Raw genomic sequence first — 23,163 nt, 5'->3', positions numbered from 1 at the left:
ATTTTGATATGCTGTGTTTCTCGAGTTAGCGCTACAGGAAAGCATAATGATACATACGTACAAACGAGCAAATTTGATCGTTAGAGCAAAAAACGTAGTGAGCTTTTTACTGCTAACTTTGTTGGCCTTACCGTCATATGCGCAAAAATCGCCTTTGTTTTCTGAGTATGCTATCACCTTACCCTTTAATCTTACCCAACCTGTGTTAGCCCTAAATATTCTGGAAAATCCAGGTAATGAATTAGTCGCAATTGGCCTTACTGCAGAAGGTCAGCGCCAATTGGCGGTTTACGCCTTTAATTCCTTACACGACAAAATGCAATTAATTGACTTACTGACCTTAGGCCAGCAATTTTTTGCTTACGATCAAGGTGTCGCCCAACCCAGTGGTTTGCAATCCTTGTATTTTTTGAGCAGTGAAAGAATCTTTGAATATGTGTACGTTGCGCCAACACCAGAAACAGATGAATACACGGGGCCAGCAATGGCCGCTCCTCACATACCGGCAGTTGTCAATGATTTGCAATCAAACTCGTATCTTAAACCTCTGCACACAGTTTCTACCATGTACTTTGGTACAAAATCAGATGCTTTATTGCAGTCAAATTTTAGCCAAGATATCAATGATGATCAGCAAGACGATTTTATCTTGTCGCAATTTGAAAAGGTTGATTTATGGCTGTCAAAGCCAGGCACTAAGGAAAGGGTTACCCAGTCTTTAAGCATACCCGCTTTGATGATCGTTGAAGGTGAGGCGCTAACTTTTAAGCCCCATGAGCTGTTTTTGGCAGATATGAATCGTGATGGCAGAAGTGATCTGGTTTTGGTGGAAACAGGTCAGTTGAAGGTATTTGAGCAAAATTCGCAGGGCACTTTTGATATTCAGGGCAAACCTGTTCACTTGGCAGAAGATATCGAAGGTATCAATTGGTGGGATAAAATAGACGCCGATGGCCAGCAACTTAGTCAAAGTAATTTAAAACACAAAATGGTAGAACTCATTACCGATATCAATGGGGATGCCGTCGCTGATCTTGTGGTGCGTTTTGCGCAAAGCTCCGGTGTATTAGATCGAACCAATGATTATGAAGTGTATTATGGCCAACTTAAATCACAAGGTTTGATGTTTGCAAAGACGGCCGATACCCGTATTCAATCGAGTAGCACCTTATCTGATTTCAGATTAGTTGATTTGGACAATGACGGCCGTCAAGAAGTGATGGTATCGGCTTTTGAGCTAGGCGTGTCGCAGATTATCAGTGCTTTATTATCCAGCAGTATTGAGCAAGAAATATTGCTGTTTAAAATGGACGACAATCAAGCTTATCCCGCAAAACCCACCGAAAGCCAAGAGGTTGAAATTACCTTTAGTTTGTCATCTGGTAGCAGAGGTGAGCCCATGGTCAAGCTCATCGATCTGAACGGTGATGGTTTGAAAGATTTCGTTTTTTCAGAAGAAGACGAACAAATCAGAGTCAATATGGCGGTGAATGACGCGAAACGTTTATTCAATCGCCGTTCTGAAAAATACTCAGTACAAGTGCCTAAAAATGCCAAGGCGATTACCCACAGCGACATTAATTTGGATGGTAAAACAGACTTGATTTTACACTACAGCCGAGTCGATCCACCTGAACTGCTAAATAAAGTGATTGTGCTGATCGCTAATTAATGGAAACTATGTGAAAATTTATTCCAGCAGCGACCTCTAAGAATGTAATTTCAGATTGCGAGGGCATTCAGGTTTAGGCACACTCTGCAATAATTTGCTTAGCTTTAGTAGCTGACTCTATAAGGAATCCATGAAAACCCCCAAACGAATTCAGCCCTTAGTTGACGATGGATTAGTCGACGAAGTGTTATATCAATTAATGAGTGGAAAAGAAGCAACAGTATACGCGGTGCGCTGCGGTGAAGAAATTCGCTGTGCCAAAGTATACAAAGAGGCTATGCAGCGCAGTTTTAAAAAAGCTGCTCAATATCAAGAAGGGCGTAAAGTTCGCAATACTCGTCGTGCACGAGCCATGGAAAAAGGCTCGAAGTTTGGCCGCAAACAGCAAGAGGATGCGTGGCAAAATACCGAGGTTGACGCCTTGTTCAAATTAGCTAAGGCTGGTGTTCGTGTGCCGCAACCGTATGGCTGTTATGACGGCGTTTTACTCATGGAACTGGTAACGGATGAGCAAGGCGATGTGGCGCCTCGTTTAAACGATGTCAGCATGAGTGCTGAACAAGCAATAGAAGACCACACACAAATCATGCACTACGTAAAACAGATGTTGTGTATTGGTTTGGTACATGGCGATTTATCTGAATTTAATGTGTTAGTGGATGACTATGGTCCAGTGATCATCGACTTGCCACAAGTGGTTGATGCTGCTGCCAATAATAACGCTTTTAGCATGTTGCAGCGGGATGTGCGCAATATGAGTGAATATTACGGTCAATTTGCCCCTGAGTTACTGCAAACCCATTATGCAGAAGAAATGTGGGCCCTGTTTGAAGCTGGTGAATTAACGGCTGAAACTGAACTAAGCGGCCACTTTGAGTTTAGCGCTGAAGACGCCGATGTAGACTCAGTGCTAGAAGAAATAAAAGCGGCCTTTGCCGAAGAGCAAGCCAGACAAGAACGTATCAAAGAGGCCAATGAAGCTGACTAGTGTTTTGATGTGGTTTACACCTACCTCAATGTGAACACTTTGGCATATTGTGTAGCGATATTTTCTAATCGACGAATTTGTTTTTCACTGTAAACACCTTCATACAAAGAGCGCATGGTGCCATCTTGATAACTTTGGTTAATGCATGCTGCCAACGCAGCACTCTTTGTGGGTCGACATCATTTGAAAACGCTAAATAGAGTTTTACCTCGCCTATATTAAAAACAGGAACAATATCAATATTGGGCTCATTTTGGGCTATCCATAATGCTCTGACCCATGGAAATAAATCAATTTTTATATTTTCATTCAAACGTTCACTAAATTTTATAATTAATTCAACGGTGACCCCAGTGACTTTACCATTTTTATCTAGGTGGCTACCGGGTGGACTTTGTTCAGTGAGAATAGAAAGTCTTTGATCTGGGTTTTGGGTATAGGTTTCTGCTAGTTTTTGCGAGGTCACTTGAATTATGTCATTTGGCAAGGGGCTGGCAGCAAAAAAACAACTTAAGCAAGAAATTACAATACCACTGCTCCGCTTGGCAACTACTGTCATTCGCGTTATTCTAGTGGTAAAAATTTTACTCTTTCAAGTGACGTTACGTATAATGAACTACTCGATACGTGATAATAAAGAGTGACTATTCGCTAGTTAAAAGTCAGAAATTAAGAGAGATAAAGCGATTAACCCTCGAGTACGTGATGCAAAACGAGGGCATGGTTATCTTTGAGGGTAGAATTTATTCAATCTAGGAGCACGCACTTAAAAAATCGTTAGTGAGTACCCATACCGATTGAGGTTATTAACCTTTTATTCTTTGCAAGCTAATTGAGATTGCGCGAAACAACGTGTTTCAGCTTCTTCTCGTGTTTCGCCCCCCATACAAAAATCTAATCTCAGTATTTTTTCTTCTGGGGCTGCGATTCTGTCTTCGGCATTGGTCCATTTCCAGCTTTTTATGACTTTGGAAGCAGGTTTAGCGATGTGCTTCTGGGGTACGGCACTGACCAAGGTAACGTTATCTGTATTACCATCTTTGTCGATAGTGACTTTAAATACGCCGCAACCTACCACTCCTTTTGTAGCTAATTCGATAGGATACATAGGTGTAACCGGTTTTTCTCTAAGCCAGATGGATTCATCTTGAATCGGCGATAGTTGCGTGAGTTGAACATCAGCAAAATTTTGAGCATATGTTGTAGTAGAGAGCAGCAAAGTACTACAAAAGGTTAATATTTTTTTCATTTGACTTCCTTAGAATAGTCTTTTTAAACGGCTTTATTAAGGGGTTTTATCATAAAGAGGTAAATATTGTATAGGTTAAATTTATACTCTTTTGTAAGATTTCTTGTAAAGCCTTCACCTGATTGTGTTGTTTTTAGCTTGTTTAGTTCTCAAAGCTCAGCCGTCTACTAGTTTTGCAGCGGAATTCTTCCCGTCTTGACCGCGTTTTTTATCAACTTTGGTTCTGGGGCGATGATAAAAAGATCACCATTTAAGCCGGTTAAACTTCTCGGCACATGGCACTGACTGGCTATGTCGGCATTGGCTTTAAGGTGCTGCGGCTCGCCATGAGTGGGAATAGCCAACTGTGGTTTGACCCAGTTGTACATGAGTATTAATTCTTCTTGGCAAGGATGACCCGAGGCGTGAATGGGTTTTGGGTTATCTTCTGCTAAAATCGTGCGGATCTTACGCTGATGAAATAGGTCTATCATTCTGTCGATAAGTTTTTCATTGCCCGGAATGATGATCGAACTAAAAATGACCAGATCATCGGCCTCTAAACTTAAATTGCGGTAGTTATCTTGTGCTATCTGACTCAGCGCTGCTCGGCTCTCGCCTTGGCTACCTGTTGCTACAGCCAAGACTTCATGTTTTAACAAATAGCCTGCATGAAAGGCATCGATGACTTCTAGTTCTTGAGGCCAGTGTCCGGTAGCTCGCGCTGCGCTGACGGTGTTTTCCAAAGAACGCCCAAATAAGGCTAAATAACGTCCGGTTTTTTGTGCAATTTTTGCAAGGCTGATCATGCGAGCAATATTACTGCTAAAACAGCCCACCACAACTCGACCTGTTGCTCCCTCAACCAGCTCCAATAAACCTTGATAACAGTCACTTTCAGATATGGAGTGACCAAGACGCAACGCATTAGTGGAGTCACACACCATGGCATTTACGCTTTGTTTGGCGAGTTGTTTAAAGATGCTGGCATTGAAAGGTTGGCCGGTAATGGGTTTAGCATCAATTTTCCAATCTGCAGTATGAAACACGCTGCCCGCTTCGGTGCGGATCATAAGTGCGTGAGGCTCTGGAATAGAATGAGTAATACCAATCCATTCAACATTGAAGGGGCCGATATCGACTTTTTGCTGGGTGCTCACTTCGATAATGGGCATTCGCTGCGCTAAGCCGTCTCGTGATAGTTTACGGCGCAAAATCTCTGCGGTATAAGCCGTTGTGTACACAGGGCATTTAAAGCGTTGCCAAAGGTAGGGGAGAGCACCAACGTGATCTTCATGAGCATGGGTGATGACAATACCCGCGAGCTTATCTTTTTGAGCGGTGATAAAGCGTGGATCAGCGCACACCACATCAAAAATATCCCGTGCCATAACTGATGAACCGGAAGCTTGGGTATATTCTGGTTTTAAGGGGCTTTGAAATGTCACCCCACAATCGACCATTAACCAGCTATCGGCATGACCGTATAGATTCATGTTCATGCCGATTTCGCCGGTGCCTCCTAAGGGTAAAAACCAGAGGTCGTTAAAGCTGGGTGTGAGGGAGTCGATGGGCTTTCCTTATTTTTACTCAACGGGCAATTTAATTACTGCCACGTATTACTGTTTAGATAGTTCGTTTTTGGCTAAAAGGTTCACATCGGTATTGCTCAACTTTAGGTGTAACAGCGATACAAGTAACAGCAGTTACACCTAAGGTACTAGCAGTAATCTTGCTTGACGTTGATCGATTTTAAAATCGAATTCACGTAAAAAATTCATTCCTAACAAACCATTAATATTGGCGGTCGTCTCCATGGGGATGACCATAACCGATATATTACTTACGCTAACATGATTTAACCTAAGTTCGGCAAATTGATACATCGGAGCGGATACCCTTCCAGCGGCAGTATTAACATTAAACCGTCCCACATAATTCACCTTAAAGCGATGTGACAAGCCTTGAAAATAGTCTTGCGAGATAGACGTTATTGACGCACCTGTATCAACTAATAAAGCGACTTGGTTGCCACTTAGGTGGGCATTAACGACATACTGATCTCCTAGCTGCATTAACTCAATAGCCGAACTGCTCGGAATACCAGTGTCAATCTCAGGGATGTCATCGTTTTTATTGGCTTGCCCGTTATCATGCGCAATAAAGGTAAGTTGCCGAATACGCATGGCATTGGGGTCATTGTAATCAAGGGCTGCGAGAATGTTTTCCATTAAATTGATTTGTTGTTGCTGGGCATAAGCCTCAGCTAGGGCCAAGAGGTACAGTCGATTTTCAGGTTCGAGTTGCAATAGGGGCTCAACAAAAATAGCTAAGGTATCCCAAGAGTGGGCCTTTTGTAGTTGTAATATTGTTTGCTCTGACAATGTGCGTATTCGCTCGTCAATTAACTGGTTTTGTTCGTCACTCATGGGCTGTTTTTTCAAACTATAGAAATGCGCAATGGCGTCACTGGTTAGGTTGGTTTGCACAATTAAATCCGCTTCAAGTAGCAAAAAATCCATATCCAAAGGGTACTGCTGTAAATAGTCTCGTAAAAACAACTCTAAAGCTGGGTAGTTCTCGTCACGTAACCATTGTTGTGCCTTTGCAAGTAGCTCGCTGCGTTCTGGTACAGACGTGGCATGAAAGTTGGTTGAGGCGGGTTGGTGACTAGGTGCATGTGTAGTTTGTTGAGAATCTGCATTGTTTAGCGGAAGTGCATGTAACTCTGATTTCGCTTTTTCCGAAAAAGGGGCTTTGTCAGAATTCGGAGTCTGCACCTGCTGCGTGCTTGTAGTTGCGGTTTGTAAGAGCTGCAGTATTAAAGCAAAGTTCACCAGTAGTGATACGGCAAGTGATACAACCAGTATGCGATGCCAAGTCATTTTGTAACCACGGTAATTTGTGCTTGGCTGTAAGGGGTAGAAAATTCCGCAGGCATGCGTTTAGGCCGTCCGCTTGATAAGGCGATACATATAAACTCAGTACGCGCTGTTAGCAAACAGGCGCCATCAGCGGGCCGAATAAATTGGAATTCTCTGGCAAGTTTGAGTTTACTGTCGCAGGCTACAATCCATGTTGCACACGCTATTTTGTCATGCAAATAGGCGGCAGCTAAATAGTTAATTTCATGGCGACTGATTGCCATACCTCGATCGAGTTCTTGGTATTTTTCAATGCTTAAACCCAAAGCATTTGAATGTGCCCAAGCGGTTCGTTCGAGCTGACTCACATAAGCGACATTATTGGCATGGCCATAATGATCGATGTGTTGTGCAGTAATGTGCCAATGAGAAATAAACGGCTTGTGGTACTGCCATGCAAGTGCGGGTAATTCAGGCTGATTTGAGTGAGAGCTTGGCGTTGACATTAAGGTATTACACATCTGGTAAAGGGTTGGGTTGATTAGGAGCAAACATCAGTTTCATCAATCTTTGTTCGTGATAAACAATAGGCAAAATAAAGTCTTCAACCTTGCCAATGCCTTTAAAGGCCTTAAATCCATCACTAACAAAGGTATGCAGCGCGTCGAGTCCTGCGTATTTGGCAGGCTTGCGCGATAGCAGTAACAGAGCAGAAATACCTCGGATTTTAACCACTTCAGCTAAGTGGTTTCCCAGTACTTCTATCAAATAAATCTGTTGTTGGCGCCCATGAGAATTATTACAAGCACGATAAGCCTCAAGATAGCGAGCTCGGTTTAAGTCTTGGTCTGATAATTTTTTGACCATTTCGAAATCGAGTTCAAAAGATAACTCGTATAGTTGTAGCGCAGTGGCAAGCGTTTGTAAGGCTTTATCTGGCACCACAGTCGACAGTTTATTCACCACTCGTGCAATGTCCTTGTCGCGCTGACTAAAATCCTTAGGCCCGTATAATTCATTCACAAAAAAGGTTATTGCGGGTTTAAACTTTTCATTGGCATAGCTGGTTTGATGGCTAATCATCAAGCGCTGGCATTGCCATGCTTGTAAGCGACGAATGCGCTGTAACCAGCCACCTTTTTGCGCGATGTCTTGCATTGTTTTCACGCCATGTAAATGGCGAATAATTTGTTTAGTATGTTCACTCATTTATTAACATGATTTCCGTTTTGCACTGATTGATCAACGTTGGAAGCAAAGATGAAGGAACAAGTTACTCATGGCTAAAAGGTGGTTTTCATCAGGCTATTTAGTCTTAAAATTTACCATAGCTTGGCGTAAACTGGTTTTGAAAACAATAGGTGGAAGTCAGCTGTGCTTCAGTCTAAAATGCGCGCCCTTATGAAAAACACTCACACTCAGCTTATTTCTCCTGGCTTGTCAAAGACCTTATCGTCAGCAAACGCCGAGGCTGTTGCGCAGTTTAACTATCGCGACCTCATTGTTTTGTTCGACCAACTGTTTAGCCGCAGTGAAAATACCCGTTTAATCAAAGGTGAAAGTGAGCCTGTTTATTTGCCAGCCGATACCGAGGTTACCTTTCATCGCGTGATTTTTGCTCACGGTTTTTTTGCCAGTGCTCTTCATGAAATTGCCCATTGGTGTTTAGCCGGTAAGGCTCGTCGTTTAGTTGAAGATTATGGGTACTGGTATTGCCCCGATGGCAGAAATACTCAGCAACAAGCTGAATTTGAATACGTTGAAATAAAACCTCAAGCCATTGAGTGGGCCTTTTCTGTGGCATGCGGCAGTCTATTTAGGGTCAGTACCGATAATTTAAACGGGGCGCCGGTGGATACCCGAGGTTTTACGCGTAATGTGCGTTTGCAAGTTTTACAGTACTTACAGCACGGCTTTCCACCTCGAGCCCAACAGTTTATTGCTGCATTGCAGGCTTTTTATCAGACTCCAGCATTAACAGAGCGAGATTTCCATGCTTAAAAAACTGTTCAAAATTGGCCTTATTGTCAATCCTTTTGCCGGTATCGGTGGTGCCTTGGCATTAAAAGGCAGTGATGGGGCAGAAATTAGAACCAAAGCCTTAGCCTTAGGCGCAGAAAAAAAGGCCGGAGATAAAACCCGTTTAGCGCTGTCGGAAATACTGGCTTTAACGTCGCAAGTGCATATTTACACTGTAGCTGGAGAAATGGGAGAAACACTAACCAAAGAAATGGGGTTTAATTATTCAATTGTGTATCAACCAAGTAGTGAACAGAGTGAAGGACATGACTCTGAAGCAGCAGCTAAAGCAATGCTCAATGAGCAAGTCGATTTATTGTTATTCGCTGGCGGTGATGGTACCGCTCGCAATATTTGTCATGCTATCGATACCGCTTTACCGGTATTGGGAATCCCTGCGGGTTGTAAAATTCATTCCGGCGTATATGCGATTACTCCGCAAGCGGCAGGCAGAGTGGTAGCGCAAATGGTTCAAGGTCAAATCGTAAGTTTAACCCAAGCTGATGTGATGGATATTGATGAAGCCTTGTTTCGACAAGGGCGGGTAAACACCCGTCAGTTTGGTGAAATGCGAGTGCCGACTGAGCTGCAGTATATTCAGGCAGTGAAAATGGGGGGTAAAGAATCTGATGAATTGGTGTTGGCGGATATTGCTGCCTACATTATTGAGTTAATGGATGAATATCCTGAGCACTATTTTGTAATGGGTTCGGGCTCTACTGTTGAGTTCATCATGCAAGAACTTAACTTAGATAATACCTTGTTGGGCGTTGACCTACTTAAAGGCGGTAAATTGATCGCAAGAGATTTAACCGCCGAGCAGCTATATCAATTTATTCATCAGCAAGCCACCAAGCTGGTCATTACCTTAATTGGTGGGCAAGGCCATGTATTTGGTCGTGGCAATCAACAATTAAGTCCTGACGTATTGCGTGCTGTGGGTAAAGAAAATATTCTACTGGTGGCCACCAAAAATAAGTTAAACAATCTTGCTGGCAAACCGCTGATTTCAGACAGTGGTGACATTACCTTAGATGCTGAATTAGCGGGTTTAATGACCGTAATCACCGGCTATCGTGATCAGGTACTTTATCCGCTAGCAAATTTAAATTAAGGTAAAAATTCCAACTATGCAGTTAAGCCATCTTATCAGTAAAGCCGAGCAGTATTTTGTAGACGTAGTGGATAGCGGTAGTGATCAAGACCTATTTATCGCTGGTTATGTTCAAGGACACTTTAGTTTGGCTTTGGCAAAATTGCAGTCCTGTGATGACAAGTCTGCAGAGCAATTAACCATTATTCTTGACAACAGCTTGACTCAAGCGTTTGCAGATAATGAGTTAGACCTTGACGATCAGGCGCAGTGCCGCAAGCTTGTTGAGCAATTAGTTAGTCGCTAAGGTTTGGTAAGCCACTTGCTGGGTTTAGTGCTTTAATCCCCCCTTATCATCAACTCTGTTCACGACGTATGAGCCCACGTATTAAAAAACGATTAGGGTTTAAGGCATCCAGTAGAGACGCAGGTAAAGGCAAAGGTTCATGGCAAATCTGACTGGCTAACACCTCTGCTAACAGGGGGGCGGTTGTTAAACCTCTCGAGCCTAACCCATTCAATAGATATAAATTAGCAAAATCACTCGCTAGGGGATAATGCTGAGCTGGGAGGGCTTTGTATAGATCCCAAAATTGCTCTTTTTGCTTAGGAATATTTGGCACGGCGCCCACCATTGGCAGGTGATCCGCTGTGCTACAGCGAGTGGCTGCCCTACCTTTACCTTGGCCGACTAACTTATCTACCCAAGGGCAATTTGCCAACGCTTTTTGATGCATAGTGATGTTTTCTGTTTCTTCACTTTTACGATATTCGGTTGAAAAGTCTTGTTTCTTATAGCTTGAGCCCAGAGCGTGCAAGCCTTGATGAGCAGGGGTTAAATAGCCTTTATGACAAATTACCGTGGCTAGCTTACCGAGCTCAACACTGCTATCGATATACTCTACTTGCCCTCGTACCCCGCGCAAAGGCAATGGTGTTAGTTGCTCAATATTCGCAAATTGACTGCCGGTGGCCACAATCACAATATCCGTTTCGATCCTGCTTTGCGTTTCAAACTGCAGTTGCCAATGCATGCCAGTGTGGCTGAGAGAGGTTAGTTTATGACTAGTATGCAGACGGCTTGCGGCGCTGTTGAATAAGGCATTCACTAGCTCTGGCGGATTGATCCATGCTCCTTGTGGAAAATACAAACCGCCAAAAGGCAGGTTAAGCCCTGCAAGCTCTGACGCTTGTGCTGGAGTAAGTGAAGTAATGAGCTCCTTGGGCCATATATCGTGATCAATGAGCTTTTGTTGGCGCTCAAGTACTTTGTCATTAAACGCGGCTTGAAATACGCCGCACCATTGATGAGCAAACTGAATATTATCTTTGACTAAGCCCTTATAAAAGTTACCCGCATACAAATACGCTAAAGCATGAAATTGACTGCTGTGATTAGCGATTGCATTTAATTGTGGATACAACGCGCCTTGATGATTGCCTGATGCCCCTTGTGCTAGCGTGCCATCTTGGCAGTATACATCCGCTATTAGCCCTCGTTTTGCTAAAGCATAGGCACAATTAGCAGCGGCTAATCCGCCACCGATAATAGCGATCCTGGTTTGACTATTTGTTGTTGAGGCGTCACTAGACTGGATAGCAGGGCGAGCAAAATAAGGTTTTGGCCAAGGTACGGGTGTTTTCTGTGGTAGCGTACCACTCAAATTATGTCTTTTTTGGCCATGACCGGCTACTTTTTTAACACTAAATCCCGCGGCTTCTAAGCCTCTTTTTACGCTACCTGCGGCGGTAAACGTGGCATAGTGGCAATCTTTTTTCGCCAAGCGCGCCATTTGGCTAAACAGTGCCTCTGTCCACATTTCAGGATTTTTACTTGGCGCAAAGCCATCTAAGTACCAGCAGTCAACCAAGCCTGTTGGTGTTGCATATATCTGAGGTAATATTTCATGTACATCACCGAACCACAAATCGACAATCACGCTGTCATTTAAGAATTTTAAACGATGACAGCCCGCGACGTTCGGCGGATATTGCTCAATTAATGCATGACTATAAGCTTGTAAACTAGGATAACGTTGTAAGGCCAGTGCTAAATCAGCCTTTGTGAGAGGATATTTTTCGACGGTACTAAAGTGCAAATTGAACAAAGGTATACTTTGGGTGTCGCGCAGTTGTGCAAACAAGGCGAGGGTAACAAGAAAGTTAAGTCCGGTGCCAAATCCTGTTTCAGCGATGGTAAAGTGCGAATCTTGCCAGTTGAGCCAACGCTGGGGCAGTTGATTATGTTGGATAAAAACATGCTGAGTTTCTTCTATACCAGAGGCATCGGAAAAATAAAGATCGTCAAACTGCTTGGCAAAAGGGGTGCCGTTTTCATTAAAATGGATTTCAGCATTAGTTATTTTCAAAAACAAATTTCCCCTAAGATGCAAGTAAATAATATTCAGATACCTAGCATAGTGAGCTAGTGTTCAATTCGCGGATAGTTTAAGGTAGCGAACGCTAGGTAACAAATTCACCTTACTGGTTTTGGCCTTTTTATTGCAAATATTCAGTATATTGAATCGTGGTAAAGAGCAGACCAGTTTACACTGTAAAATCATTAAAATGTGCGACAAATTTTTGTTGAAGGGTTTAGCATGAGAAGAGCGGTAATCACTGGCTTAGGTATAGTTTCCAGTATCGGTATCAATAAAGAAGAAGTCACAGCGTCGTTGCGAGAAGGACGCTCTGGCATCACCTTTTCTGAAGAATTCGAAAAAGCAGGCATGCGCAGCCATGTTTGGGGTAAAGTCGATATTAATTTAGACGACGTCATCGACCGTAAAATTAAACGTTTTATGGGCGATGCTGCTGGCTATGCTTATGTGGCTATGCAACAAGCGGTAGAAGATTCAGGTTTGACTGAGGACATGGTGTCTAACGTTCGTACTGGCATTATTGCTGGCTCTGGCGGTGCATCTTCACAAAACCAAGTTGAAGCCGTTGATATCCTACGCGAAAAAGGTGTGAAGCGAATTGGGCCATACATGGTGACTCGCTGTATGGGCAGCACTGTGTCTGCATGTTTAGCCACGCCCTTTAAAATCAAAGGGGTTAACTATTCTATTAGTTCGGCGTGTTCAACCAGCGCACATTGTATCGGTAATGCATTAGAGCAAATTCAATTAGGCAAGCAAGATATTATTTTTGCCGGTGGTGGCGAAGAGCTGCATTACACCTTGTCAGCTGAATTTGATGCCATGGGTGCACTCTCTACTAAGTACAATGATAATCCAAGTAAAGCATCGCGTACCTATGATGCAAATCGTGATGGATTTGTAGGGGCAGGCGGTGGTGGTATGGTTGTGGTTGAAGAGCTTGAGCACGCCTTAGCACGTGGCGCGAAAATTTATTGTGAAATCGTAGGTTATGGGGCCACTTCTGATGGTGCTGATATGGTTGCTCCTTCTGGTGAAGGCGCAATGCGTTGTATGCAACAAGCCATGCAGGGTTTAGATAAGCCTATTGATTATATAAATACTCACGGTACCTCTACGCCGGTGGGAGATGTAAAAGAACTCTGGGCGATTCGCGAAGTGTTTGGTGACAAAGTGCCACCACTAAGTGCGACCAAAGCGATGACCGGCCATGCCCTAGGTGCCGCCGGTGTTAACGAGGCGATATACAGTATATTAATGATGGAAAATGGCTTTATTGCACCGTCCATTAATATTGAAACTCTCGATGAGCAAGCTGCTGGTATGGATGTGGTGATGACAACTCGTGAAACAGAGCTTACGACAGTGATGTCAAATAGCTTTGGTTTTGGCGGAACCAACGCTACCTTAGTTATGCAAAAGTACAAACCGTAGCTAGTTAACTACTATCAAGCGTTTATGAAAAAGCCGTTCTTATGAACGGCTTTGTTATGTTAAAGCAAACCACGATATGCTTAGTTTTCTATTACCTTGAACTGAATGGCGCTAGGATAGGTTTGACTGTGAAACAACTTGTGTTGTGCTTTCACAAAATCTTCAGGCTTGGCTTCAAAGATATTTTCAACGTAACTTTGGGGATTCATGTCGATAAAAGGAAACATACTGCTTTGGATTTGAATTTGCAGTTTGTGACCCCGTTTGATGGTATGTAATACGTCTAACAACTGAAATTTGACCAAGGTTGGCTCATTAGCTACAAAGGGTTCTGGCTGACTCATGCTATTTCTAAACCGACCGCGCATGGCATGCCACCGCACCAATTCATGGCGATTGCCCGTTTCTTTATCGATCTCATTGGTATTCACATCCTTACCCGGAAATACATCCACTAACTTAACGATAAAATCAGCGGCGGTTTGGTTGGTCGAAACCCACAGGTCTAAGTCAATGGCGCCCGCAATAGTTTGATCTTCTGTAGCAGGCTCTGTATTAAAGACCAGCACATCTGGACGTCTGGCTGCAAAACGCTGATCTTCTGCCATGTAAGGTCTGTCCCAACCTCGGCTGATTTTAGCTGAGTGTGGTACTGGCTTTTTAGGATCGCTGACATAATCACTAAACCCGCCACGGCTTTCTTGGCTGGTAAGCAGTTTTTCATCGGCACCAAAATACAAGATGGTCTCTTTTCCTGCTTTGGGTGGCCAACTAGAAAACTCTCTCCAGCGATTTGCCCCAGTCTCGAAAATAGTGGCAGAAGACAGGGCAGTCTTTGTCTCATTTTTCAGGTTCTGCTTGAAAAAAGGCAGCAAGATATGTTCTTGAAACCAAGCGCTGGTATCAAATCCTAGCTGTGCCTCACCCATTTTATCGCCTTCTCCGCGGTTCCATTGGCCGTGATACCATGGGCCCATAACCAAATGAACATTATCTTTTTTGTTATTTTTAGACATGGTTTTATAGGTTGATAAGGGGCCGTATAAATCTTCTGTGTCATACCAGCCGCCAACAACTAAAGTCGCTGGCTTAACGTCATTAAAATGCTGTAGTACATTGCGTGCCTGCCAGTACTCATCGTAATTAGGGTGTTGGGTTAATTCATTCCAAAACGGTCGTTCGCCCTTAAAATACTTGGCGTTAACATTGCTAAGTGGCCCTAAGTCGCGATAAAACTGGTAACCGTCTGGTGTGCCTAAATTTCGGCCTTTAATGCCAGTGGCTTGTGGCCCTTCACGGGGGGCATCAAAGGTATCAAAAAAGATAAATGCCATTGGCACTACGAAGGCCCCGTTACGATGAAAATCGTCAAAAAACCAGTCAGCAATCGGTGCCTGCGGTGAGATTGCTTTTAGCGCCTTATGACTATTAATGGCACCAACCGAGGTATAATAGCCGGGATATGAGGTCCCCCACATACCTACGTTGCCGTTGTTGTTCGGCAGGTTTTTTACTAGCCAATCAATGGTGTCATAAGTGTCGGTGGCATCGTCTGCATTGTTGCCGCCTTTTTTGTAAGCGTCCTGAGGGCGCATGTTGATAAATTCACCCTCTGACATGTACTTGCCGCGTACGTCTTGAAAAACAAAGATAAACCCTTCTTTTTCAAAAATTTCACTGGGGCCAAGTTTGGTTTTGTACTTATCAACGCCATAGGGTGCAACCCGGTATGGGGTGCGTTGCATTAACATAGGCCATTTTTTGGTTTTGTCGTATGGCAGATAAACGGATGTGAAGAGCTTCACTCCGTCGCGCATCGGGATTTGATACTCATATTTTGCGTAATGGGAACGGATATATTCCGCTCTTTTGTCTTGTTCTTTGCTGTCCGCCGCTTGTACAAATGCTGAATGCATTAAAATACAAAGTAGGGCAAACAAAGCGGCAAATGACGTGGTTTTCATTACCATTCCTTTTTTATTTGTTCGATGGTTAAGGTTTACTGCCAATTCAGCCTACTATAAACGCAAGGTATGAACGATAAACATGAGTTGAACACCACATAAAATAGGTTTATTGCGTGAATGCGTGAATGCGTGAATGCAGGAATGCTGAGTAATGACTAAATTTGGCTTAAGCTTAGCAACTTCGTTTTACTAAATACGGTGATGTGGCCATAGTGAATGTGAAGTATGCCTTGTTTACTAAGCTCTTGAAGAATTTTGTTCACCGTTTGGCGCGAGCTATGCAGCATCAAAGCCAAAGATTCTTGTGAAATTGCTAGCTTGAAGACTTGGCTATCATGCTGCTCGTGTTCAGTATATGAAAATTCCAAGCCGTCAATTAATAGCAGTAAACGACGACACAATTGTCCTTTTAGTGACAGGCTCGCCATTTCGTCAATAAGTTTAAAACTGGTGCGCACTCGTTGGCAAAGTAGACGAATAAAAAACGGATAGAGTGTAGGGTGTGCCGCAAGTAATTGCTCGAATTGCTGATTTGAAATTTTCAGCAGGCTACAGTCATGCTCGGCAATGGCATCATGAGTGCGGGGTAAGCCATCAAACATTGATATTTCGCCAAACCAATTGCCCTCTTGTAGCCACGTTAAAATCAGTTCTTGCCCATTTAGGCTAAGATTACTCGCTCGTAATTTGCCGCTTAGTAAACAATATAGCCCATCGACTTTATCGCCTTTGCGATGCAAGTATTGCCCAAGGTGGAGATACTTCATGGTTGCTGAACCGACAATAGCATGCTGTAAGTGCAGGGGTACCTGGCTAAACCAACGACTTTTTTGCAGGCTGGGTTGAAGTAAATCGAAATCTATTGGCATGTGTTTTAGCAAATGTCTAATTGGCGACAGTTCAAAAAGAGGCTTTAGCTTATGTTGTTGACAACAAATTAACAATCAGGCGAGTAAATAAAATGCAGTCAGTTAAACAACAGGTTTCAAGTGAAGAGTGGCAACTGAGAGTGGATTTAGCTGCGTGTTATCGTATAGTCGCGATGCACGGGTGGGATGATTTGGTGTTTACTCATATTTCCGCCCGGGTGCCTGGACCTGAGCACCATTTTTTGATTAATCCTTATGGCTTGATGTTTGAAGAAGTAAGCGCCTCCAGTTTGGTTAAAGTGGATTTACAGGGTAATAAGGTCATGCCCTCTGATTATGACATCAACCCAGCGGGCTTTGTTATTCATAGCGCGGTGCATGAAGCCCGAGATGATGCTCAGTGTGTACTGCATTTACATACCGCGGCAGGTATCGCTATTTCTGCTACCAAAGACGGTTTATTGCCCTTAAGTCAGCAATCCTTATTTGTCTTGTCATCATTGTCTTATCATGACTACGAAGGGGTTGCGCTTAATCCAGAAGAAAAAGTGCGATTGGTAGCTGACTTGGCAGAAACTAATTTTATGATTTTGCGTAATCACGGCTTGTTAACCTGTGCCACTAACATTCCAGACGCCTTTTTGTTTATGTATCTACTTGAGCGCTCTTGTGAAATTCAACTCAAAGCGCAATCAACAGGGGGGGATTTACTGCCTATCCCAAATGCTATTTTAAGGGGTATTCGTGCTCAAGCTGAGCAAGTGACCCGCTCTGCCGGCGGAGGTTTGGCATGGCCAGGGCTTTTGCGTAAATTAGATCGTATCAATCCTGGTTATGATCAGTAAATTTTGACCGATATCAGCCTCAAACGTTATAAACAACTAACTCAGTACAACTACTTATGTGACCACAAAATAGCGTATTGGCAATCATCTGATCTTAGCAGAGCACAAGGGCTGGAAACCATTTTGTTTATACATGGCTTTCCGAGTGCATCGTGGGATTGCAATATAAATGGAAGTATTTAGCGCGGATTACAGCTTGCTGTGTGCCAATATGTTGGCTTTGGTTTATCAGAGAAACCAAAGCAATACCAATATCGCTTAGTAGAGCAAGCCAATGGGCCCTGGATCGTTAAATTTTTAAATAAAAACAAGCTTAACAAAAGCTTTACAAGGATATTCGGCAAAGATACTCAACCACAGTCAGCGCATGTCGACATTTTATGGCAATGACTTCAAAACAATGCAGGCCACATGGTTTTACCTGAGCTCTTAGTTTACATGGATGAGCGCCAGCGTTTAGGGAAAAGATGGATTGAGGCAATGATTGAGACAAGCATCCCTCTGTACTTCATCAACGGCGCACAAGCCCCGATTTCTGGTAGACAACTGTTAGACCGATACATTGATATCGTGCCAAATGCCCGAACGGCTTTATTGGATGTAGGACATTAACCGCAACTTGAGGCACCGCAAGCAGTGCTGCATTTATATTAAGCTTTTTTACATTTAGTGCTGAGTTCTGACACTGGCTCAGTGGGTGGTACACCATAAAAAATCACTTAGTTTATTTGTTAAATATATACAGTGCGGCGCTTTACCTCATCTACCTTCATGGCATACTAAGGTCCTTTATTTTTGTGTAAACAAGAACCCTATTAATGAAAATTTATTTTGAAGACAGTATGCCTTATGGCTCAGAATTTTTTGCTGAACTAGGTGAGTGTCAGGTGTTTTCTCATAAAACTGTCGATGCCGATATGATTGCCGATGCCGATGTACTTTTAGTGCGCTCTACTACTAAAGTGAATGAGACATTATTAGCGAAAGCTTCTAAGCTAAAATTTGTTGCAACCGCAACAGCGGGTACCGACCATGTTGATATTCCTTACCTAGTGCAAAGGGGGATTCATTTTCAGTCTGCAGGAGGCTGTAATGCCGTAGCAGTGGCAGAATATGTATTAAGTGCTTTATGTGTCATGGGCAAAAAATTAGGATGGCATTTAGGCGATAAAACAATCGGTATTGTAGGTGCAGGCCATGTTGGTAGCGCCTTGCAAAAAAAGTTAGATACTCTCGGTATAACCTATTATCTTTGCGATCCGCCTTTGCAGGAAGCGGGAGATCCCCGCCAGTTTGTTGACATGCAAAGGATAATGCACTGCGACATCATTACTCTACATGTTCCTTTTATCAGTGAAGGCAAACACCCAACAGAACACCTATTTGATGTAGCCCGCTTGAATGAACTTACCGAGCAGCAAGTATTAATAAATGCTTGTCGCGGTGAAGTGATTGATAATGGCGCGGTGCTGAGTTTGTTTGAAAGCGGTAAAAGGTTGAATTTAGTGTTAGATGTTTGGGAAAACGAGCCAGATATCAATTTAGCGCTTGTTCCTTATGTCGCATTGGCAACAGCTCATATAGCAGGCCATACGATAGAAGGTAAGGCCCGTGGCACGGAAATGCTTTATCAAGGCTTGTGTGATTTTTATCACTTGCCTAAATCTAAAACATTAAGTGATTATTTACCTCGGGTTGAAACACAATTGAATATAAATCCAAGCTTGGACGTTCAGCAAAATATTGAAAACTTAATCTTAGAGGTTTACAACATCGCTGACGACAGTAAACACTTTAAGGATAATATGCACAATGCAGAGCAATTTAGATATATCAGAAAGCACTACCCTATAAGAAGAGAGTTTTCTGCAATAAAGGTTAATACTGGAAATTTTTCGCAATCAAAGGCAATCTACGCCCTCGATTTTTTAAAGGCCTGATAGGCTAATCATTTTATTTTTATAGGAGTACTTCAAACATGTCTCGGTCTTTTGATGTTGCTGTGCTAGGCGCTACCGGATTGGTAGGGCAGCATATGATCGAAATTCTTGAACAACGGAATTTCCCGGTCAATACACTTTATCCTCTAGCGAGTTCACGCTCTGCTGGCGGTACAGTATCGTTCAAGGGTAAGGATATTACGGTACTTGACGCAGATACGTTTGATTGGTCAAAAGTACAACTTGGCTTTTTCTCTGCTGGTGGCAGTGTATCAGCTAAATACGCCCCCATCGCGGCAGAAGCAGGTTGTGTTGTTATCGACAATACCTCTCATTATCGCTACGAAGCCGACATTCCATTAGTTGTGCCTGAAGTGAATGCCCATGCTTTAGCCGATTTTAGAAATCGAAATATTATTGCTAACCCCAATTGTTCCACAATTCAAATGTTAGTTGCCTTAAAGCCCATTCAAGATGCAGTTGGTATTTCACGTATTAACGTCTCTACCTACCAATCAGTATCGGGTGCAGGTAAGTCAGCAATGGATGAATTGGCGCATCAAACCGCTGCATTGCTAAGCGGAAAAGAAGTTCAGGTAAAAGCTTTTAGTCGTCAAATCGCTTTCAACGTCATACCTCAAATCGATGTGTTTACTGATAATGACTACACCAAAGAAGAAATGAAAATGGTGTGGGAAACTCAGAAAATTATGGGCGATGACAGTATTTTGGTTAATGCCACTGCGGTCCGTGTACCTGTTTTCTTTGGTCACGGTGAAGCAATTCACTTGGAAACGCGTTCTCCGATAGACGCGGAAGAAGTAAAAGCCTTGTTAGCCAACGCGCCAGGCGTAAAGTTGATGGAACAGCGCGAAGATTTTCCAACTCAAGTCGGTAACGCTAGCGGTCATGACGAAGTATTTGTTGGGCGTATCCGCAATGATATTACCCATCCAAATGGTATCAATATGTGGGTTGTATCAGACAACGTGCGTAAGGGTGCTGCGACCAATAGCATCCAGATAGCCGAAGTATTGATCCGCGATTATATGTAATTTAGTTTTATTTCCATTCTATCTTAAGGGCTATTCAGTTACAGCGAATAGCCCTTATGTTTTCTGTTCCTGTGCCGATGATTCTCATACCACCATCAACCAGTTTTTAGTGGTCAAAGCGAGTGCATTCTAGATCCGTTTTCGCATCTGGTTTATAGTGCTAGAGTTGCATGTTATTGACATAAAATGTTGGAATACCAATTGCTAGGTTAGTGTAATTAAATTGGTTTTTACCTACTAAAGTCTAAAATTTGACACCTTCTTAGTCATTTTCAAGATCAACAGCATGGTTGTCTGATTGAGTAAAATGCAACTAACATAATTGGGTTAGCTGGCAGGTTATTGCAAGATAATTAATTTTTAGGTCGAAATGGAACCGCAGATCACATGACACAACCACTATTGGGGCAAGCCGTTTGACAATCAAAATGCTAAACAAGGCGAAATTATTTGTCGTTTGTTGCTGTTTCGCTATCTCGACTTTATATGCAGCCGTACCCCAAAGTGTGCAAGTTAAGGGGCCTAAAAACAATTCCGCTCAGTATTCTGGCGTTAATTATGGTCCAATAAAATCATCTGATACGCTATGGCAAATTGCTAGCCGTTATAGACAAAGCAAAGAGTTGTCTATTTACCAGGTCATGTATGCGATTTACCAACTGAATCCCGACGCTTTTGAACAAGACAATCTTAATCTAATCAAAAATGGCTCTATCCTAAAGTTACCCTCTGAGCGTTATGCCTCTAGAGTTGATAAAACTGCCGCGCTTGATCGTTTTCAAAGCGATGAACAGATCCTCAAAACTGCAGCGCCTACCAACAGCGAAGCAGTTGCCAGTCAAAGCCTCAGTAGTAGTGCAAAAGTCAGTAAAAACGAGCTAGACGAAACCAAGGCGCTAATAGAAGAAAAATTGGGAGCGTTAAATGAGGCACAATCACGCCAGTTTCTTGAAATTCGGCAACAATTTGCCGAATCAATCAGTCAAGTTCAAGCGATCTTAAATAAAAATCAACAACTGGTTGAGCAGCTTGATAAGGTCAATACTGATATTGATCAAATGCGTTCAGAGGAAGTCGTAAAAAACCAGCAGATGGAACAGATGGGTCAAAGCATTGAAGAGCTTCTGGCTCGTTCGCGCCTAGAAGATGAGCTGAAAGCCAAAGCGGCTGAAGACGAGGCCAATGCAAGTTGGTTAGACAGTCCTTGGATGCTGGCAGCAATTACGGTTCCTTTGACCCTGTCGCTTCTTGGTGGCTTGGCGTATTTTTTCTTGATGCGCCGTAGTGCAAACGATAAGCCAAAAGAATTTGATTTAGTAGAAGACGATGACATTAGTCTTGATCCCCACAGTTCAGCGTTAGACGACTTATCTGATGCCTTAAGTAATGAGCTTTCTGATGAACTAGGGGATGACCTCGATGATGATAATCTGTTTGGCGATGACGACCTACTGGATGATGTGCTTGCTGAAGAGCTACGTGAGTCTCTAGATGATGCCCTGGATGACTCCTTAGATAACGCGTTTGATGATGAATTAGATTCTTTTGATGACTTAGGTGAAGACCTGCTTGAACCTACCACCGCTTCGGAAGAATTTGAGGAAGGTGACTCTCAGATTGGACAAAATGAACTCGATAGTCTGTTCGATGAAGACGACGATGAGGATAACTTACTTGCTGGTATCGGCGATGATGCAGAAGCCGAGCTCATTGATAGTGACATCGACGATGTACTAGCAGAAATAGAGCCTACGCCTCAACCGGAAGTAGCTGAAGCTATCCGAGAGCCTGAAAGTGACGCGGCAGAGTTTGAAAAAGAGTCGCCTAGCATTGAAACGGTCGTTGACCAAGACGAAGCACCAGAAATCAGTATTGATGAATTATTTGACGGTGAAAATACGCCTATTGTCACGCCAGATATTATTTCTGATGAAGATGAAGATATCAATGAAGACGTTTTACAAAAATTAGACAAAGAAATCGCCGAACAAAATGCTGAGATAGATAATATTACGGGCAATTTGCTTGATGAGTTAGAACAAGTAGAGCAGATGCGAGAAATGCTTGGTGATTTTGGGGACGACGATGATGAAGACGAAGCTCCGCAAAATACTGTCGCTCAGCCAAGTATCCAAAAACTAGACGAAGAAAGCCTTGCTGCGGGCTTTGATGAAAACGCCGGTTTTGAGCCTGAATTTTTAGAAATAGATAACGAGCTGGACGAAAACCCAGAAGATGATTTTGGACTTGCCCTAAGCGCTGAAGCCGAGGAAAGCGCTGAAATCGGACAACAGGCTGACATTAAAGAGACAGCAGACGCTGACATCGAAGAGCCAGCTGACATCGAGGAACAGGCTGACATCGAAGAACTGGCTGACATCGAAGAGCCAGCTGACATTGAGGAACAAGCTGACATCGAAGAACAGGCTGACATCGAAGAACAGGCTGACATCGAAAAAATAGCTGACATCGAAGAGCCAGCTGACATCGAGGAACAGGCTGACATCGAAGAACAGGCTGACATCGAAGAACAGGCTGAAATCGAAGAAATAGCTGACATCGAGGAAATAGCTGACATCGAAGAACAGGCTGACATCGAAGAAATAGCTGACATCGAGGAACAGGCTGACATCGAAGAAACAGCTGACATCGAAGAACAGGCTGAAATCGAAAAAATAGCTGACATCGAAGAGCCAGCTGACATCGAAGAAACAGCTGACATCGAAGAAACAGCTGACATCGAAGAACAGGCTGACATCGAAGAAATAGCTGACATCGAGGAACAGGCTGACATCGAAGAAACAGCTG

The 23,163-nt window shown here is 43.1% G+C and carries 20 protein-coding genes; 11 read left to right on the top strand and 9 right to left on the bottom strand.

Annotated elements, in window-relative coordinates:
* The first annotated feature begins 46 nt into the window (after positions 1–46).
* The gene (locus tag ACEN2L_RS00100; protein ID WP_441740980.1) at positions 47–1,672 is read left to right on the top strand and encodes an FG-GAP repeat domain-containing protein; all 1,626 of its coding nucleotides are present in this window, start codon (positions 47–49) and stop codon (positions 1,670–1,672) included.
* Positions 1,673–1,802: 130 nt separating this feature from the next.
* Positions 1,803–2,660: a PA4780 family RIO1-like protein kinase gene (locus tag ACEN2L_RS00095; protein WP_306021009.1), complete on the top strand. Its 858-nt coding sequence runs from the start codon at positions 1,803–1,805 to the stop codon at positions 2,658–2,660.
* A 64-nt stretch (positions 2,661–2,724) separates the two neighbouring features.
* On the opposite strand, the gene ACEN2L_RS00090 is transcribed toward ACEN2L_RS00095, so the two are convergent.
* The 6 genes from ACEN2L_RS00090 to ACEN2L_RS00065 form a co-directional block, all read right to left on the bottom strand.
* Positions 2,725–3,219 (bottom strand): hypothetical protein, encoded by a 495-nt coding sequence (locus tag ACEN2L_RS00090; RefSeq protein ID WP_441740976.1) that lies wholly within the window; start codon positions 3,217–3,219, stop codon positions 2,725–2,727.
* Between the two features lie 255 nt (positions 3,220–3,474).
* A complete protein-coding gene (locus tag ACEN2L_RS00085; protein ID WP_441740973.1) occupies positions 3,475–3,909 on the bottom strand; it encodes an energy transducer TonB in 435 nt (144 codons plus the stop codon).
* Positions 3,910–4,076: 167 nt separating this feature from the next.
* Entirely contained in the window at positions 4,077–5,390 is a 1,314-nt protein-coding gene (locus ACEN2L_RS00080) for a ribonuclease J (RefSeq protein ID WP_441740970.1), read from the bottom strand.
* Positions 5,391–5,600: 210 nt separating this feature from the next.
* Positions 5,601–6,773, bottom strand: coding sequence for a retropepsin-like aspartic protease family protein (locus ACEN2L_RS00075; RefSeq protein ID WP_441740967.1), 1,173 nt, complete (start codon positions 6,771–6,773; stop codon positions 5,601–5,603).
* Complete coding sequence (locus tag ACEN2L_RS00070; RefSeq protein ID WP_441740965.1) at positions 6,770–7,258, bottom strand: acyl-CoA thioesterase; 489 nt, start codon at positions 7,256–7,258, stop codon at positions 6,770–6,772. The genes ACEN2L_RS00075 and ACEN2L_RS00070 overlap by 4 nt, the downstream gene beginning before the upstream one ends.
* A 7-nt stretch (positions 7,259–7,265) precedes the next feature.
* Positions 7,266–7,961: an FFLEELY motif protein gene (locus ACEN2L_RS00065; RefSeq protein ID WP_441740962.1), complete on the bottom strand. Its 696-nt coding sequence runs from the start codon at positions 7,959–7,961 to the stop codon at positions 7,266–7,268.
* Between the two features lie 192 nt (positions 7,962–8,153).
* On the opposite strand from ACEN2L_RS00065, the gene ACEN2L_RS00060 reads away from it, so the two are divergent.
* The 3 genes from ACEN2L_RS00060 to ACEN2L_RS00050 are packed head-to-tail and all read left to right on the top strand — an operon-like array spanning position 8,154 to position 10,171.
* Positions 8,154–8,753: an elongation factor P hydroxylase gene (locus ACEN2L_RS00060; protein ID WP_441740959.1), complete on the top strand. Its 600-nt coding sequence runs from the start codon at positions 8,154–8,156 to the stop codon at positions 8,751–8,753.
* Positions 8,746–9,885, top strand: coding sequence for an ATP-NAD kinase family protein (locus ACEN2L_RS00055; RefSeq protein ID WP_441740958.1), 1,140 nt, complete (start codon positions 8,746–8,748; stop codon positions 9,883–9,885). The genes ACEN2L_RS00060 and ACEN2L_RS00055 overlap by 8 nt, the downstream gene beginning before the upstream one ends.
* A gap of 16 nt (positions 9,886–9,901) precedes the next feature.
* A complete protein-coding gene (locus tag ACEN2L_RS00050) occupies positions 9,902–10,171 on the top strand; it encodes a YfcL family protein (protein ID WP_441740955.1) in 270 nt (89 codons plus the stop codon).
* Between the two features lie 49 nt (positions 10,172–10,220).
* On the opposite strand, the gene mnmC is transcribed toward ACEN2L_RS00050, so the two are convergent.
* Positions 10,221–12,233 (bottom strand): bifunctional tRNA (5-methylaminomethyl-2-thiouridine)(34)-methyltransferase MnmD/FAD-dependent 5-carboxymethylaminomethyl-2-thiouridine(34) oxidoreductase MnmC, encoded by a 2,013-nt coding sequence (gene mnmC, locus ACEN2L_RS00045; protein ID WP_441740952.1) that lies wholly within the window; start codon positions 12,231–12,233, stop codon positions 10,221–10,223.
* 231 nt (positions 12,234–12,464) lie between these two features.
* On the opposite strand from mnmC, the gene fabB reads away from it, so the two are divergent.
* Positions 12,465–13,679 carry a beta-ketoacyl-ACP synthase I gene (fabB, locus tag ACEN2L_RS00040; protein WP_306021023.1) on the top strand — a complete coding sequence of 405 codons (1,215 nt, stop codon included), beginning with the start codon at positions 12,465–12,467 and terminating at the stop codon, positions 13,677–13,679.
* A gap of 80 nt (positions 13,680–13,759) precedes the next feature.
* On the opposite strand, the gene ACEN2L_RS00035 is transcribed toward fabB, so the two are convergent.
* Both ACEN2L_RS00035 and ACEN2L_RS00030 read right to left on the bottom strand, forming a co-directional pair.
* A complete protein-coding gene (locus ACEN2L_RS00035; protein ID WP_441740950.1) occupies positions 13,760–15,643 on the bottom strand; it encodes a CocE/NonD family hydrolase in 1,884 nt (627 codons plus the stop codon).
* Positions 15,644–15,801: 158 nt separating this feature from the next.
* Positions 15,802–16,515, bottom strand: a complete 714-nt coding sequence (locus ACEN2L_RS00030; RefSeq protein WP_306021025.1) for a Crp/Fnr family transcriptional regulator — start codon at positions 16,513–16,515, stop codon at positions 15,802–15,804.
* A 92-nt stretch (positions 16,516–16,607) separates the two neighbouring features.
* On the opposite strand from ACEN2L_RS00030, the gene ACEN2L_RS00025 reads away from it, so the two are divergent.
* The 5 genes from ACEN2L_RS00025 to ACEN2L_RS00005 form a co-directional block, all read left to right on the top strand.
* Positions 16,608–17,360 carry a class II aldolase/adducin family protein gene (locus ACEN2L_RS00025; protein ID WP_441740947.1) on the top strand — a complete coding sequence of 251 codons (753 nt, stop codon included), beginning with the start codon at positions 16,608–16,610 and terminating at the stop codon, positions 17,358–17,360.
* A 411-nt stretch (positions 17,361–17,771) separates the two neighbouring features.
* Positions 17,772–17,972: a hypothetical protein gene (locus ACEN2L_RS00020; protein WP_441740944.1), complete on the top strand. Its 201-nt coding sequence runs from the start codon at positions 17,772–17,774 to the stop codon at positions 17,970–17,972.
* 206 nt (positions 17,973–18,178) lie between these two features.
* On the top strand, positions 18,179–19,300 hold the full coding sequence (locus tag ACEN2L_RS00015; protein ID WP_441740942.1) for a 4-phosphoerythronate dehydrogenase: 1,122 nt from the start codon (positions 18,179–18,181) through the stop codon (positions 19,298–19,300).
* 38 nt (positions 19,301–19,338) lie between these two features.
* Positions 19,339–20,355 carry an aspartate-semialdehyde dehydrogenase gene (locus ACEN2L_RS00010; protein ID WP_306021169.1) on the top strand — a complete coding sequence of 339 codons (1,017 nt, stop codon included), beginning with the start codon at positions 19,339–19,341 and terminating at the stop codon, positions 20,353–20,355.
* A 416-nt stretch (positions 20,356–20,771) separates the two neighbouring features.
* Positions 20,772–23,163 (top strand): FimV/HubP family polar landmark protein (locus ACEN2L_RS00005; protein ID WP_441740937.1); only part of this gene is annotated, 2,392 nt, incomplete at its 3' end.

Origin of the sequence: Flavobacterium sp. W21_SRS_FM6 (assembly GCF_052119645.1) — a bacterium.
Classification (GTDB): Bacteria; Pseudomonadota; Gammaproteobacteria; order Enterobacterales; family Alteromonadaceae; genus Paraglaciecola.
This window is presented reverse-complemented; position numbering and strand designations above follow the sequence as displayed.